This is a genomic window from Kribbella sp. VKM Ac-2568, assembly GCF_004345365.1.
In the GTDB taxonomy this organism is placed as follows: Bacteria; Actinomycetota; Actinomycetes; order Propionibacteriales; family Kribbellaceae; genus Kribbella; species Kribbella orskensis.
In genome coordinates, this window is sequence record NZ_SLVF01000003.1 from 694,060 (window position 1) to 708,099 (window position 14,040).

The 14,040-nt window shown below is 68.3% G+C and carries 15 protein-coding genes and 1 pseudogene; 7 read left to right on the forward strand and 9 right to left on the reverse strand.

The window, feature by feature from the left end; all coding sequences use genetic code 11:
• Nucleotides 1-185 precede the first annotated feature (185 nt).
• On the forward strand, nt 186-1,439 hold the full coding sequence (locus EV648_RS10770) for a LacI family DNA-binding transcriptional regulator (protein WP_241995031.1): 1,254 nt from the start codon (nt 186-188) through the stop codon (nt 1,437-1,439).
• A gap of 139 nt (nt 1,440-1,578) precedes the next feature.
• On the opposite strand, the gene EV648_RS10775 is transcribed toward EV648_RS10770, so the two are convergent.
• Complete coding sequence (locus EV648_RS10775) at nt 1,579-2,151, reverse strand: transglutaminase family protein (protein ID WP_132288410.1); 573 nt, start codon at nt 2,149-2,151, stop codon at nt 1,579-1,581.
• A gap of 102 nt (nt 2,152-2,253) precedes the next feature.
• Here EV648_RS10775 and EV648_RS10780 point away from each other — a divergent pair, with 102 nt between their 5' ends.
• Together EV648_RS10780 and EV648_RS10785 are read left to right on the forward strand one after the other, a co-directional pair.
• Complete coding sequence (locus EV648_RS10780; protein WP_132288413.1) at nt 2,254-3,201, forward strand: aldo/keto reductase; 948 nt, start codon at nt 2,254-2,256, stop codon at nt 3,199-3,201.
• 91 nt (nt 3,202-3,292) lie between these two features.
• Nucleotides 3,293-3,844 (forward strand): DUF4240 domain-containing protein, encoded by a 552-nt coding sequence (locus EV648_RS10785; protein ID WP_132288416.1) that lies wholly within the window; start codon nt 3,293-3,295, stop codon nt 3,842-3,844.
• Nucleotides 3,845-3,866: 22 nt separating this feature from the next.
• On the opposite strand, the gene EV648_RS10790 is transcribed toward EV648_RS10785, so the two are convergent.
• Genes EV648_RS10790 through EV648_RS10800 form a run of 3 tightly spaced genes read right to left on the reverse strand, consistent with a single transcriptional unit; the run spans nt 3,867 to nt 6,199 of the window.
• Nucleotides 3,867-4,559 (reverse strand): hypothetical protein, encoded by a 693-nt coding sequence (locus EV648_RS10790; protein WP_132288419.1) that lies wholly within the window; start codon nt 4,557-4,559, stop codon nt 3,867-3,869.
• Nucleotides 4,560-4,610: 51 nt separating this feature from the next.
• Complete coding sequence (locus EV648_RS10795; RefSeq protein WP_132288422.1) at nt 4,611-5,849, reverse strand: RNA polymerase sigma factor; 1,239 nt, start codon at nt 5,847-5,849, stop codon at nt 4,611-4,613.
• Nucleotides 5,846-6,199, reverse strand: coding sequence for a YciI family protein (locus EV648_RS10800; RefSeq protein WP_241995042.1), 354 nt, complete (start codon nt 6,197-6,199; stop codon nt 5,846-5,848). The genes EV648_RS10795 and EV648_RS10800 overlap by 4 nt, the downstream gene beginning before the upstream one ends.
• Before the next feature lie 192 nt (nt 6,200-6,391).
• Here EV648_RS10800 and EV648_RS43980 point away from each other — a divergent pair, with 192 nt between their 5' ends.
• Nucleotides 6,392-7,804, forward strand: coding sequence for an MFS transporter (locus EV648_RS43980; protein ID WP_132288428.1), 1,413 nt, complete (start codon nt 6,392-6,394; stop codon nt 7,802-7,804).
• Between the two features lie 47 nt (nt 7,805-7,851).
• Here the strand turns inward: EV648_RS43980 and EV648_RS10810 are convergent.
• Nucleotides 7,852-8,739, reverse strand: a pseudogene (locus EV648_RS10810) (helix-turn-helix transcriptional regulator); the annotation flags it as partial.
• A 76-nt stretch (nt 8,740-8,815) separates the two neighbouring features.
• Here EV648_RS10810 and EV648_RS10815 point away from each other — a divergent pair.
• Nucleotides 8,816-9,511, forward strand: coding sequence for an alpha/beta fold hydrolase (locus tag EV648_RS10815; protein WP_132288434.1), 696 nt, complete (start codon nt 8,816-8,818; stop codon nt 9,509-9,511).
• A gap of 51 nt (nt 9,512-9,562) precedes the next feature.
• Here EV648_RS10815 and EV648_RS10820 read toward each other — a convergent pair whose 3' ends face one another.
• From EV648_RS10820 to EV648_RS10825, 3 genes are all read right to left on the reverse strand, one after another.
• Nucleotides 9,563-9,913, reverse strand: coding sequence for a YciI family protein (locus tag EV648_RS10820; protein WP_132288437.1), 351 nt, complete (start codon nt 9,911-9,913; stop codon nt 9,563-9,565).
• Nucleotides 9,914-9,993: 80 nt separating this feature from the next.
• Entirely contained in the window at nt 9,994-10,149 is a 156-nt protein-coding gene (locus EV648_RS43130) for a DUF6131 family protein (RefSeq protein ID WP_199234527.1), read from the reverse strand.
• A 70-nt stretch (nt 10,150-10,219) separates the two neighbouring features.
• Nucleotides 10,220-10,606: a hypothetical protein gene (locus EV648_RS10825; RefSeq protein WP_132288440.1), complete on the reverse strand. Its 387-nt coding sequence runs from the start codon at nt 10,604-10,606 to the stop codon at nt 10,220-10,222.
• Nucleotides 10,607-10,872: 266 nt separating this feature from the next.
• On the opposite strand from EV648_RS10825, the gene EV648_RS10830 reads away from it, so the two are divergent.
• Together EV648_RS10830 and EV648_RS10835 are read left to right on the forward strand one after the other, a co-directional pair.
• Nucleotides 10,873-12,261 carry a helix-turn-helix domain-containing protein gene (locus EV648_RS10830; RefSeq protein ID WP_158293959.1) on the forward strand — a complete coding sequence of 463 codons (1,389 nt, stop codon included), beginning with the start codon at nt 10,873-10,875 and terminating at the stop codon, nt 12,259-12,261.
• A gap of 48 nt (nt 12,262-12,309) precedes the next feature.
• Nucleotides 12,310-13,215, forward strand: coding sequence for a phosphotransferase family protein (locus tag EV648_RS10835; protein WP_158293960.1), 906 nt, complete (start codon nt 12,310-12,312; stop codon nt 13,213-13,215).
• Between the two features lie 22 nt (nt 13,216-13,237).
• Here the strand turns inward: EV648_RS10835 and EV648_RS10840 are convergent, their stop codons facing one another.
• Entirely contained in the window at nt 13,238-14,017 is a 780-nt protein-coding gene (locus EV648_RS10840; RefSeq protein ID WP_132288449.1) for an enoyl-CoA hydratase/isomerase family protein, read from the reverse strand.
• Between the last annotated feature and the right edge of the window lie 23 nt (nt 14,018-14,040).

The window sequence follows — 14,040 nt, forward strand, 5'->3', positions numbered from 1 at the left end:
CACTGGCTGCTGGGTGAGTGGATTGCTGAAAGGTTTCAACGAGATTGCAAGAAAGTAAGCTTGGCCGCATCCGGTCGTCAAGGGTTCGGGCCGAATCGGGTGGGAAACCACAGGATGAGACTGAGGAACACCACAGGGCGGGGGTACGCTTCGTCCCCTATCACGTTTCAAACCGGGGAGGCCGCGTGACACCGAGTGGCGCAGCGGACCGTGCCCGCAAGACTCCTGATCCCGGCACCGGCCGCCCACCCCGTACTGCGGACGCGGCCGGCGGTCGCTCCGGGCGAGCGACAGACCCCGCGGGGCGGGGCGATCGTCCCGGGCGAACGGCGGATCCGGCGGGGCGGGCGGAGCGCGCTGAGCGGGCGGTCAGTCCGAGTGTGCGGCGGCAGGCGCGGCGACTGCGGCCCGGGCGGGTGACCCGCGCGGCGGCGGGTGTGAAGGATGTCGCGGCGGCGGCCGGGGTGTCGCTGGGCACGGTGTCGAACGTGCTGAACCGGCCGGAGATGGTCAGCCCGACGACGCGTGCGAAGGTCGAGGCCGCGATGGCGTCACTCGGCTTCGTCCGGAACGAGTCGGCCCGGCAACTGCGCGCCGGCAGCAGCCGGATCCTCGCCTACCTGATGCTCGACGCCGGCAACCCGTTCTTCACCGACGTCGCCCGCGGCGTGGAGGAGGCTGCTCAGGCAGCCGGTCTATCGGTCTTCCTCTGCAACAGCAACGAGGACGCGGCACGCGAGGCGGACTACCTCGACCTGCTCGAGCAGCAACGGGTCCAGGGCGTGCTGATCACGCCGATCGACCCCGACTCCTCGCGGCTGCGCAAACTCCCCTCCCGCGGCACGCCCGTGGTCCTGGTGGACCGGGCGATCGACGACGACGAGCACTGCTCGGTCGCGGTGGACGACGTACTCGGCGGCGAGATCGCCCTGTCCCACCTGATCGAGCTCGGCCATCAGCGGGTCGCGTTCGTCGGTGGACCGAACACGATCGGCCAGGTGACGGACCGCCGCGAGGGTGCCAGGCGAGCGGTCGAGGACGCGGGCCTGCCGGCAGACAGCCTGGTCGACGTACTCACCGGCGCTCTGACGGTCGCTGAGGGTAGGGGCGCTGGGCAACGACTTGCCGGGCTGCGGGCGGATCGCCGCCCGACCGCCGCATTCTGCGCGAATGACCTGCTGGCCTTGGGTTTGCTGCAGCAGTGCGTGAGCCTGGGACTGCGGGTACCGGAGGATCTGGCCATCGTGGGCTACGACGACATCGAGTTCGCCGCGGCCGCCGCGGTGCCGCTCACCTCGGTCCGCCAGCCCCGCCAACTCCTCGGCCGCCGGGCCGCCGAACTGCTCCTCGACGAGTCGAGCAACCCGGACCACGAGCACCAACGGGTCACCTTCACCCCCGAACTCATCGTCCGCACCTCAACCCGCGGCACCACCTGACAACCCAGGCACCCCGCGCGCGCCGTACAGGCAAGCGCTCCGGTTTGGTTTCCCTTGGGCTCAGGCCGGCCTGCTGACCGTCGTACCCCTGCGGACGGCGGTATGGGAAGCCGGCCCGAGGCCGAGGGAAACCAGACCGCTACGCGAGGTGCGCCGGGAGCCCGTCGTTGCGGACCAGGTCGACGACGTTGTCGGCGCCGCGGAGGGCTGCGACGACGCCTGGATCCGGTGCGGTGAGGATCTCGTCGAGATCGGCTTCGTCGAGCGCCGGGTCCGGCTGGTAGGCGAGGCGCTCCTCGTCGAGGGAGAACTCGCTGGTCACGCCGGGCTTGTCGCCGCGCGGGTCCTGCCGGTACCAGGTGCCGTCGAGGTTGACCGCGACCATGCCGTGCAGGAAGTGGCCGCCCTTGCCGTTGGAGAGCCGCTGGTAGCAAAGTCCCGCGGGAACTCCCCCGGCTCTCAGCACAGCCGTCGGCAGGTGGGACTTGGCGAAGCACAACCCGGTGCGGTGCTCGAGGACCTCCGACGCCTTGACCGTGACGCGCGGATCACCGACGTCCATCGAGTGGTTCACCTCGTCGCGGGTGAAGTCGAAGGCGGCGCGCGCGAAGTCCGTAGTACCGGGGTTGTCGCGGCGGAGGCGGGCGGCGAGCGCGGTGATGGCGGGATGCGAAACGTCGATCACGTCGTCTTCGGCCAGGTACTCCTCCATGCGCTCAGTCTGACATGAATGTCCATGATGCGAAACCGATCGTCTCATTTCTCGGATATGCCTATTGACCTTGAGTGGACTCCAGTTCAGAGGGTGCAGCACATGACAGAGATGAAGATCGCTCTCGGAGCGATGGAGTTCGGCAGCCGGATCGACGAGAAGACCTCGTTCGCCCTGCTGGATGCGTACGTCGACGCCGGCGGCGTCTGGATCGACACGGCCAACTGCTATTCGTTCTGGCAGGTCCCGAGCGGCCGCGGCGGTCAGAGCGAGGAACTGCTCGGCCGCTGGTTCGCGGCCCGGCCCGGTGTTCGCGACCGGGTCAAGCTCGCCACGAAGGTCGGCTGCGAGCCGCTGTGGCCGGGCAGCTTCCCCGACCACACGGAGGGGTTGAGCGAGAAGGTGATCGACGCCGCGCTGGAGACCTCGCTTCGCCGGCTCGGCATCGACCACATCGACCTGTACTGGGCCCACCGCGACGACCTCACCACCCCGCTGGAGGAGACCGTCGCCGCCTTCGGCAAGCACGCGAAGGCCGGCACGATCGGCCGGATCGGGCTGTCGAACTACGCGCTGTGGCGGGTCGAGCGGATGCGCGGACTGGCCCTCGCGCAGGGCGTCGAAGGCCCGACTGCCCTGCAACTGCGGTACTCGTACCTGCAGCCGAGGCCGTTCGTCCGGGACAACGCGCACGACCACCGGTTCGGCTGGATCACCGACGAGGTGCTCGACTACGCCGACCGCAACCCGGAGCAGGAGTTGTTCGCCTACAGCCCGCTGATGTCCGGCGGCTACGAACGCGAGGACCGCCCGATCCAGGAAGCCTTCGACCACCCCGGTACGACGCGGCGCCTGGAGGTCCTGTCCAAGGTCGCCGCCGAACTGGGCGTCACCCGCAGCGAGGTGGTCATCGCCTGGCTCGCCGGCGGCTCCCCCGCCGTCACCCCCATCGTCGGCATGAGCACCCCCACCTACCTCCGAACCGCCCTCGCTGGTGCCCACCTCACACTCCCCACCAACCTCAGAACCCTCCTGGACGAAGCCTGGTGAACCCAGGCGCACGAAACCGGATCCACCACCGATGTCCGAAACTGGAGACCTCGGGCTGCTGGTGGACCGGGTTTCGTGACACGATTTCGGGGTGGACAGGGATGGGTTCTGGGAGCTTGTCGAGTCGGCTCGGGCTGAGGTGGATGACACGGTCGCGGATCCTGACGGGGTCGCCGACTCGTTGACGAAGGCGCTCGGTCAGCTGGCGGCTGAGGAGATCGCCGGGTTCGGGGTCGAGTTCGAGCGTCTGCAGGCCGATGCGTACCGCCAGGAGCTCTGGGGCGCGGCGTACCTGATCAACGGCGGGGCGTCGGACGACGGGTTCGACTACTTCCGCGGCTGGCTGGTCGCCCAGGGGCAGGAGGTCTGGGATGCCGCGCTGGCCGACGCGGACTCGCTCGCCGATGTGGTCGACGAGGACCTGGGTGAGGAGTTCGAGGGCTTCGACGGCGAGGGCATGCTCAGTGTCGCGGTGAACGCCTACGAGTCCTCGACCGGCTCGGACAAGGGCTACTGGGAAGCGGTCGAGGCGGCCGGCATCGACACCCCGGACGTGCCGATGGGCGAGAACTTCGACTTCGACGACCACAGCGAGATGAGGACTCGCTACCCGCTGCTCGCGGCCCTATTCCTCACCGACTGATCGGACTCCCAACCAGGGAAAGTCAGGCGGGTTCGCCGCTGATGCGTTCGATGAAGTTCCGGAGGCGGAGGCGCCACCGGGATTGGAGGACGTCATCGTCGGCCACGGCCAGGCTGACCAGGTGCTGGGTCATCTCGAAGCCGGCGACCGCGTCGCGCAAAGCAGTCAGCGTCTCCTCCGGTACTGCGTGCCGCCCGTCGTCCGGCTCGTCGTGGTCCTGGCCCACCGGGTGGCTCACCCAGCCGGCGCCGAAGCTGTTCGGCACCAGCAGTTCCGGCACGAGCGACTCGTGCGAGAGCGAGGCCAGGTCCTTGTTGCCGTTGTCGATGCTGAAGATGGTCGTACCGCGGCGGCGTACGTCGTCGATCCGTTCGAGCAGGGTGTCCGCCGGGGCGTTCTCGGCGACGACCAGGAGCGACTCGCCCCGGCCTGCCTCGCGGAGCCGGTCGAGGCCGATCGACAGGTGCGGCGGCGCGTCCGGCGGTGGCGCCCAGCGGACCAGGGCCGGGCGGATGTCTTCGATGCCCGCGCCGTGGAGTTCGTCGTCGAGGTGCGCGGTCAGGTGCCACGGCTCGTCCTCAGGTGGGCCGAACAGCATCAGCCCGCCGGTGCGGGTGGTGAACCTGCGCAGCGAGTGGGCGAACTCGGTGGTCCGGCTGCCGAGCTCGGTGCCGGTCAGCATCTCGCGGAGCAGCGACGCCTTGGTGAGGTCCACCCCTCAAAACTGACACAACTCCCCGGACAGCGCGACTCGGGGTACGAGGGCTCAGGAAGGGTTGAGCCGGTCCGCCTTGGACTGCAGGTAGTGGCGCTCGGGAATGGACGTCGTACGACGGGCCGCCAGCAGGTAGCCCGCCCGGGCGCCGTCGAGGTCACCCGACATCTCCAGCAGGTGCGCGCGGACGGCCTCGAGGCGGTGGTGGTCGGTCATCCGGTGGTCGGACTCGAGCGGCTCGAGCAGCGCCAGGCCTTCCTTCGGGCCGGTCGCCATCGACACCGCGACGGCGTGGTTGAGCCGCACCATCGGGTTGTCGGAGATCTGTTCCAGCACCTGGTAGAGCGCGACGATCTGCGGCCAGTCGGTGTCCTCGGCCCGCTCCGCGGTCCCGTGCACGGCGGCGATCGCGGCCTGCACCTGGTACGGCCCCAGCTGGGTCCGAGAGAGCGCGTCGGTGACGAGCGCGTCGCCCTCCTCGATGGCAGCCTTGTTCCAGCGCGAGCGGTCCTGCTCGGCCAGCGGGATCAGCCGGCCGTCAGGCTCGGTACGAGCAGGCCGGCGCGCATCGGTCAGCAGCATCAACGCCAGCAGTCCGGCGACCTCACCGTCATCGGGCAGCAGCCGGCGGACACCGCGAACCAGCCGGATGGCCTCGGTCGTCAGCTCTGCACTGTGCAGATCGGTGCCGGACGAGGCGGTGTAGCCCTCGTTGAAGATCAGGTAGAGGACATGCAGCACAGCACCCATCCGGGCGTCGCGCTCAGCCTCGGGTGGCATCTCGAAGGAGCTGCCCGCCTGCTTGATACTGCGCTTCGCGCGACTGATCCGCTGCGCCATCGTTGACTCGGGCACCAGAAAAGCGGCAGCGATCTGCGCCGTGCTCAAACCGCCGACAGCCCTTAAGGTCAAAGCGATCTGAGAGGCCGGAGACAGCGCCGGATGGCAACACAGGAACAAGAGAGTGAGGGTGTCGTCCTGACCACCCGGATCGTCGATTTCAGGGCCTGCGGCAACGAACTCTTCCGGCGCGGCCAGATTGGCGGCGTTCTCCTCACGCTTGCGGCGAGCGGACTCGCTCCGCAGCAGGTCGGTCAACCGCCGCGAGCCGACGCGGATCAACCAGCCGCGCGGGTTGTCCGGGACCCCCTCCTCCGGCCACTGCTGGGCAGCCGCGAGCAGCGCCTCCTGGACGGCCTCCTCGGCCAGGTCGAAGTGGCCGTAGTGCCGCACCAGCGCACTGAGCACCTGCGGGGTCTCTTCCCGCAGCAGCAGCTCGAACCCGCTCACATCTCCAGCCCGGAACTGTCCATCACCGGCCGCACCTCCACGGCGACGTACTTCGCGTCCGGCATTCGGGCGGCGTAGTCGATCGCCTGGTCGATGTTCTCGCACTCCACCAGGTAGAAGCCGGCCAGGTGTTCCTTGGCCTCGGCGTACGGGCCGTCGGTGGTGGTGGGGATGTCGTCGCGCACCGAGACCGTCCGGGTGGTGATCGGGTCGGCGAGACCGGCCGAGCTGACCAACAGGCCGTGCTCGGTGAGTTCCCGGCTCAGCTCCTCGTGCGAGCGGCCCAGAGCTTCGCGCTGCTCGGCGGACAGACCCGCCCAGCTCTCCGGGTTGCTGTAGATCAGCAGCATGTACTTCACGGGCACCATCCTGACGGTCGCGGAGGCCGTTGTGACCCCCTCTCACCCGGTACGTCGGAACCGGACCCCCTGATCTCGACAGAAACGGTTCCTGATCGAAATGTCGAGGTGGTCCGGACGGAGCCGACGTCCCCGGTGTGAGACGCCCAGCCCGGGCGTCCGGAGTACTGGAGGACGACCACCATGCAGAACGCTCCTGATCCGAAGCGCTGGTTCGCGCTGGCCCTGCTGTGCCTGGCCGGGTTCATGATCATCCTGGACGCGTCGATCGTCCTCGTCGCGGTGCCGTCGATCGAGCGCGAACTGACCTTCTCCACCGGCGGCGTGCAGTGGGTGCCGAGCGGCTACGCGCTGATGTTCGGCGGGTTGCTCCTGCTCGGCGGGCGCATCTCCGACCTGCTCGGGCGCCGCCGGGTGTTCATCGCCGGACTGCTGCTCTTCGCCGCTTCCTCGCTGCTCTGCGGGTTCGCCTGGACCGGCGACGCGCTGGTGTTCGCCCGAGGGCTGCAGGGCATCGCGGCCGCAGTACTGGCTCCCAGTGCGTTGTCGATCGTGATGACGACGTTCCCAGACGGGGCAGAGCGCAACAAGGCGCTCGGCATTTGGGGAGCCACCAGCGGCGTCGGCGGTACTGCGGGGTCGCTGATCGGCGGGCCGGTCACGGACGGACTCGGCTGGGAGTGGATCTTCTTCATCAACGTGCCGGTCTGCCTGCTCGTGGCGGTGCTGGCACCCACCCTGCTGAAGGACAGCCGCGGCCCGGGCCGGCGCGGGTTCGACGTCACCGGCGCTGTGACCGTGACCGCCGCCCTGATCGTTCTCGTGTACGCCGTGATCGAGGCGCCGACCTCGTCGGCGGGACGCACCACGCTGCTGGCGCTCCTCTCGGCCACGCTGTTCGCGTTGTTCGTCCTGGTCGAGCAGAGGTCGTCCGCACCGCTCGTACCGCTGCGGCTCTTCCGCTCGCGTGCAGTAGTCGGCGGCAACCTGATCGGGATGACCTGGGGCCTGGCGGCGTTCGGGTTGAACTTCATCTACACGCAGTACGCCCAGTTGGCGCTCGGTACTTCGGCGATCCGGTACGGCCTGATGTCATCGGTACTGGCGGCTGCCGCGGTCGGCGGTTCCATCCTGGGGCAGAACCTGGTGACCCGGATCGGCCCCCGCCCGGTCGCGGCCGCGGCACTCGTGGTCGCCGGCATCGGCAGCACGGTGATGAGCCGGATGACTGCCGACTCGGGCTACTTCGAGACGGCGTTCTGGGGGCTGACGATCTTCGGGGCAGGACTTGGTGCCGGTTCGGTGGCCGGAGCCATCGCCGCGCTGAGCGATGTCGCCGGCGAGGACTCCGGAGTCGCCTCGGGTCTGCAGAACGCGACGTTCCAGATCGGCGGCGCCGTCGGGATCGCGGCGCTCTCCGCGGTGGCCGTCGCTCACACGCCCGGCTCGTCCCCTGCCGAACTCGTCCACGGATACAAGGTCGCGTTCACCGCTTGCTGTGCCTTCATCGCAGTCGGCCTGCTCGGAACCGCCTTGCTGGGCAAGCGTTCCGCCGATCGCCCGCAGTTGGCCACGGAGGTCGCCAGCCACTCGTAGTGCTCCTTGACTGCCTCCGCCAACTCCATCGGTTGCCGTACTGCGAAGTGCCACGGCAGGCCCGACAGCATCCTCGCCATGGCGGCAAGGTCCTCCGCACCGCTCATCAGAACGACGCCACCATCCGGGTCTTCGTGCAGATCTCCCGCAGTCAGCGGGAGACTTGCACGCGCCGTCTGCAGGTCGGTGTCGAGCCAGATCTCGGTGCGGTGCGACCAGGCTCCGAAGGTGAGCCCGTGCATCACGTGGGCCACGACGTCGAACCCGTCAGGCGGGGTGAACCGAGTGGCGAGCTCCGTGGCCCGGCCGATCCGGTCCACACGGAACGTACGGACTTCCTGGCGCAGGTGGTCGTGCCCGACGAGGTACCAGCGCTTGCCGTGGACCACGAGCCCGTGCGGGTCCACGTCGCGCACGACCGGCTCCCCGGAGTACGAGCGGTGTTCTATGCGCATCCTGTGCCTGGCCCGGACGGCTGCGGCGAGGGTGAGGGCCACCTCGGGCTCTGGCTGCGCGGATGGCCTGCGGTCGGCGACTACCGATGTGCCGGAGATCAGGGCGTTCACACGCTCGCGTAGCGCGGTCGGGAGGACGCGGTTGAGCTTCACGAGGGCTCGGGCTGTCGGGGACGGCTCCGTCACGTCCTCGGCATCACCTACAGCCGCCAGGGCTACAGCGACGGCTACGGCCTCGTCGTCGCCCAGCATGAGCGGTGGCAGGCGGTAGCTGCGCGCCAGGCGGTAGCCGCCGTACCGGCCTCGTTCCGCCTCGACGGGGATGTCCATCTCGCGGAGGGCGGTGACGTAGCGGCGCACTGTGCGGGCGTCCGTGCGGAGCCGGTCGGCCAGTTCTTCGGCGGAGACCAGGCCGCGGTCCTGCAGCAACTCGAGGAGCGCTAGAACGCGGGTTGCGGGTCTGGACACAAACTCGAGCATAAACAGGGCAAAACCTGTCCACAATCCTCAGTAGCTTGCTTGGTGTAAGGCACCGAACGAAACAAGGAGCAAGCAGATGATCGTCCTCATAGGTGGTTCGTTCCTCGGCGGTTGGGCGTGGGAGAAGGTGACGCCGCTGCTCGAGGCGGCCGGGCAGCGGGTGCTGCCGCTGACCTTGACCGGGACCGGCGACAGGTATCACCTGGCTTCGGCTGAGACCACGCTCAACCTGAACGCGGACGACATCGTGCACGCGATCGAGTACGCCGACCTGCGGGACGTCGTGCTGGTGGCGCATTCGTACGCGGGTGCTCCCGCGACGATCGCGGCGAGCCGGATCCCGGAGCGGATCGGGCGAGTGGTCTACATCGGCGGGGTGCTTCCGGTGGCGGGGAAGACGCTGTTCGAGGTGGCGGGACCGGAGACGGAGGGCGCGATCCGGCAGACCGTCGTGGACGAGCAGATCCCGGTGATGACGGACCTCTTGCTGGATTTGGTGTTCGGCGACCACGGGCTGAGCCCGGAGGACCGCGAGTATCTGCGGGCGCGCGGGACAGCGCAGCCGATCGGCATGTACACCGATCCGGCGCCGGCCGATCTCAGCGGGGTGGAGAAGGTAGCACGCACGTACGTGGTGTGCGCCAACGATCCTGGTGAGCCGGCGGTGACGGCGGAGACGCCTGGCTTCGACGTCGACACGATCGCCAGCGGGCACTGGCCGATGATCACCCGGCCGGACGCGCTAGCCGAGGTGATCCTCCGCTGGTGCTGAATCCCTGCGGGTGTTGAGGCCTCGCTTGTGCTGAGCTCTGCGGTGCGCTCGCTAGGGCGCGGTGAGGACGGTGCCGCGGAGTTCGACGCGGTCGCCGACCAGGGCGGAGACCTTGGCGGCGATCTGCTGGGCCCGTTCGTCGTCGGGGGTATCGATCATGAAGAAGCCAGCGATCTGTTCCTTGGCCTCGCCGAACGGCCCGTCGGTGACGACCCGCACGTCGTCGCGGATCTGCACGATCCTGCCTTCGCTGGGAAAGGTGAGGCCTTCCGCGCTGACCAGTTCGCCGGTCGCGGCGAGCTCGTCCTTCAACGTCATCAGGTCACGCAACCCCTGCCGGTCCTGCTCGGAACCGGTCCAGGAGTCGTCGGCATTGCCGAAGATCATCACGAGGTACTTCATACCGGCGCATCGTAACCAGCCCCTCCGACAGAACAGGGCCCCGCGAGCCGGAAGCTCGCGGGGCCCGTCTCCTCAGACGATCAGAACCAGTGTCGGCGTCCCCCGACAGCACGACCGGTCGATCCCAACAGGAACAGCACAGCACCGATGATGAGCAGGACGATGCCGATGGTCCACAGGACCGGGACACCCAACAGGAATCCCAGCAACAGCAGGATCAGTCCGAGAATGAGCATGAAGCCCTCCTTCTGAGTACGCCGCCGGGCGGGATTGGCGGCCATCAACTCCAGTGCCCAGCCGTATTCGTCAGTATTCGCAGCGGATCTCCGAGCACCTACAGCAACCACCGCATTGCCGTGCGGAGATAACCAGTGGTTCCCCAGCCACGAGGATGCGGACCTCGGTCTCGTGCTGGAGCAGTCTCCATCTGGATCCGGGATCGTCGGCCCGGCCGAGGTGGGCGCTTGTTGGAACGATCACGGCCGGCGCGCGGAGGTCCCTTATCGCGGCGAGCAGTGTCTCGAAGGCGAGTGGGTCGGTCGGGAGCTCTTCGACATGCACGGTCCCGAGCGTGTAGCCGTTCTCCCTTGCGATCGCCGCGAGGTGCTGCTGCATCTGGCCGACCTCGTGGTCGGGCATGAACGGGTATCGACGCATGTAGCCGAGGACGAGTGGCATCGGTTGGCCGATCACGACGACGTCTCACTCATCGCGGTCAACTCCCGGTCGTGGCCTCTTGGCAGGTCCACGATCAGGGGTCGTGAGGTTGTCCCCAGACCGTGGAAGTAGGCGAATCGTCGCGCTACGTGACTGAGTCTGGATGTGCGGTGAGGACCGGTCGAGACTTCCCATGGGTACAACGCGGCTGTACCCATGCCAGACGTGCGACCATGAACCTTCGACCACGGTCTGTGACGCTGCGACGACAGGTACGCAGGGGACAAGGTGAGGGAGGCCGCTTGGGTCAAGAACCACGGCACCTAGCTGCGTTGGAGTCAGCCCGCCTGTTCTTCGGCGCCGAACTGCGCCATTGGCGAGACGTGCGCGGGCTGTCCCAGCAGCGGCTCGGTGACCTCAGCCACGACTCCAGGTCCCTGATCGCCAAGGTCGAGAAGGGCGAGCGCATCCCATCCTCGAGCATGGCGCACCGTCTGGATCGGGTCCTCGACACCGGAGGTGCGTTACATCGAATCTGGGTCCAGATCGAGCGAGAACAGGCGAAGCGGGGCCTGGCTGCGCAGTCCGAAGCCTCGGACACTGTCGACGACAGTCTCGGCCTTGAGTGGAGCCCGACCACCGCGTCCACTGTGGGCACCGTCGCCGGCTTGTGGAGGGCAGACATGCAGCGTCGCCAGGTCATCGTCGACGCCGCGTGGGCCGCGGCCGCGCTCGTCGATCCAGCCCGACGCTGGCTGACGGACGCCGTCGACCGCGACACCTCACACAACGGTGGCCGACGGATCGGGCGCAGCGAGGTCGAGGTGATGTGGTCGATGTGCCGCTCGTTCGCCGACGCCGATCACCACCTCGGCGGCGGTTATGCCCGATCGACCCTGATCCAGTTCATGGATCAACGGGTATCGCCGATGCTAGCGGGTACCTACGACGCCGAAACCGGCCGTCAACTCTTTACCGCGGCTGCACGGCTGTGTGACCTCGGCGGCTTCATGTGCTTCGACTCGTCGCGTCAGGGCCTCGGCCAGCGCTACTACATCCAGGCCCTTCGCCTCGCGAAGGCCAGCGGCGATCGCACGCTCGGTGCACACATCCTCGGCGACATGTCGCTGCAGGCCTACGACCTCGGTCGGCCCAGTGAAGCATTGGCCCTCGCCGAGGCCGGCCATTGCACCGCCCGCGACTGTGGCTCGCCGTCGACCGCCGCTCGGTGTAGCGCGCTGCAAGCGCGAGCTCACGGTTTGGCCGGCGACCAGGCCGCCACCGCCCGCGCGATGAAAGCCGCTGAGCGTGAGCTGAATCAGGCCGATCTGGACGACGAACCATTCTGGATCCGGTTCTTCACCGAGGAGCAGCTGGCCGCGGAGTTCATGTACACCGCGCACGACCTAGGACAGACCGCCGAGGTTCAGCTCCACGCACCCACCGTGCTGCAGAGCTCAGCCGGGATGCAGCGACGGGAGGTCCTCGCGACCTCAACACTCGCCGCCTCCTACCTGCCGACCAAGCGCAATCCCAGCAGCGGGCGTGCCGACGTCGACATGGCCTGCAAGGTGTTGACCGATGCACTGCCATCGGCGGCCGCCTCACCAGCGCCCGCGGCCTCGCCGCGATCAACGCCGTACGTCGTCAGCTTGTCCCGTTCCGCAGCTCGCCTGCTGTGCAGCGGGTAGAGGAGGACTTCCAGCAGTTCGTTGGGGCCACGGCCTAGAGTGCTCGCCGTGGTCACCGCCCTCGACGAAGCTCTCCGCATCGCCTGCGAGCAACGGCAGCTCGACGTCGCCGGCGCGGAACTCATCCACCACTACAGCAACGCCGTCTACCTCCTGCCCAGCGAACCGGCGATCGCCAGGATCGCCACCGGCAGCGAAAGCCCCGAGCGTCTCCGAGCAACCCAGACCATCACCAGCTGGCTCAGTCGCGACTACGGCTTCGCAGCAACCACCCCGCTACCCGACGTCGGCCTTGTCGAAGTCGATGCGGTCACCACCGTGACCTTCTGGACCTACTACCCGCAGCCACACCGCGGCTCCGGCGCATCACTCAACTCCGCCCACCTGGGCCAACTGCTCCAGGCACTCCACCACGCGGGCCGGCCACCGATCAGTCTGCCGATCTGGACACCGCTCGAATCCCTTGAGCGGACACTCGCATCACCCGCGGGCAGCGGCGCCATCTCGGTGGAGGAACGGGAATGGCTGCTCGACCGTGTTCACGACGTGCGCGCCCAGATCAGCGAACTCGACTGGCCCCTCGGCCAAGGGCTGATCCACGGCGACGCCTGGGCCGGCAACCTTCTGTGGGACAACTCCACAACACCGCCGAGGGCCGTGTTGTGTGACTGGGACCGGGTCAGCTGGGGACCTCGCGAAGTCGACCTGATCCCCACCTGGCACGCAGCAGTCCGCTATGGCCGCGACGAGACGTGGATCCAGGACTTCATCAATCAGTACGGGTACGACCTGCGGGACTGGGCCGGTTATCCGACCCTGCTGGAGATGCGCGATCTCGCGCAACTGCCGGGACCGCTGCGCCGAGCTTCCAACCCTCCACACGCGGCCGCGCTGCGCCAACGCCTCGGCGCGATTCGCGCCGGCGACCGAACCACCACCTGGGTAGCTCTCTGAAACCGCTCCGCGATCCTGGTTCTCAGTTGCCCCAGGGGAACGCGGGAGGGCGTTTCTCGGTGAAGGCTCTGGTGCCTTCGTGGAGTTCGCCGGTGGTGATCGTTTCCTGGTAACGCTTGAGAGCGGCGGGGTTAGCGTCTTCGCCTGCCAAGAGGGCGTTGACGGTCTCCTTGGCCGAGCGGATCGTCAACTGGGAGCGGGAGACCAGGGTGCTGGCGAAGGCGGTTACCTCGGCGTCGAGGTCGGCGGCCGGGAAGACGCGGTCGACCAGGCCCTTGGACAACGCCTCGGCGGCGGTGAGCAGTTCGCCGCTGAAGAGCAGGTACTTCGTGGTCGCCGGGCCGACGAGGTCGAGCAGCACGTTGATCGCGGCCGGCGGGTAGACCACTCCTATCCGGGCGGGCGTCACGCCGAAGGTGGAACCCTCGGCGGCGAAGCGGAAGTCGCAGTTCACCGCGATCTCGAGGCCGCCGCCGATGCAGTGGCCGCGGACCACCGCGATCGTCGGCTTCTGGAACTCGCGCAACGCCGCCTGGGCGTGGAGGTTGTGTGCGCGGATCTCGGCCATCGGGTCGGCCGGATCGGCGCCGGAGACGAGATCCCCGATGTCCGCGCCCGCGGAGAACGACGGCCCGGCTCCGGAGACCAGCAGCACCTTGACCTGCGGGTCGGCGGCGAGGTCGGCGAGCAGGTCCGGCAGCGCCTCCCACATCGCCCGGGTGAGCGCGTTGCGCTTGTCCACCCGGTCGATCACCAGCGTCGCCACGGGACCTGCGTCGACGCTGAATCCGAGGTCGTTCATGAGCCGCAGTCAAGCAGAGCGCG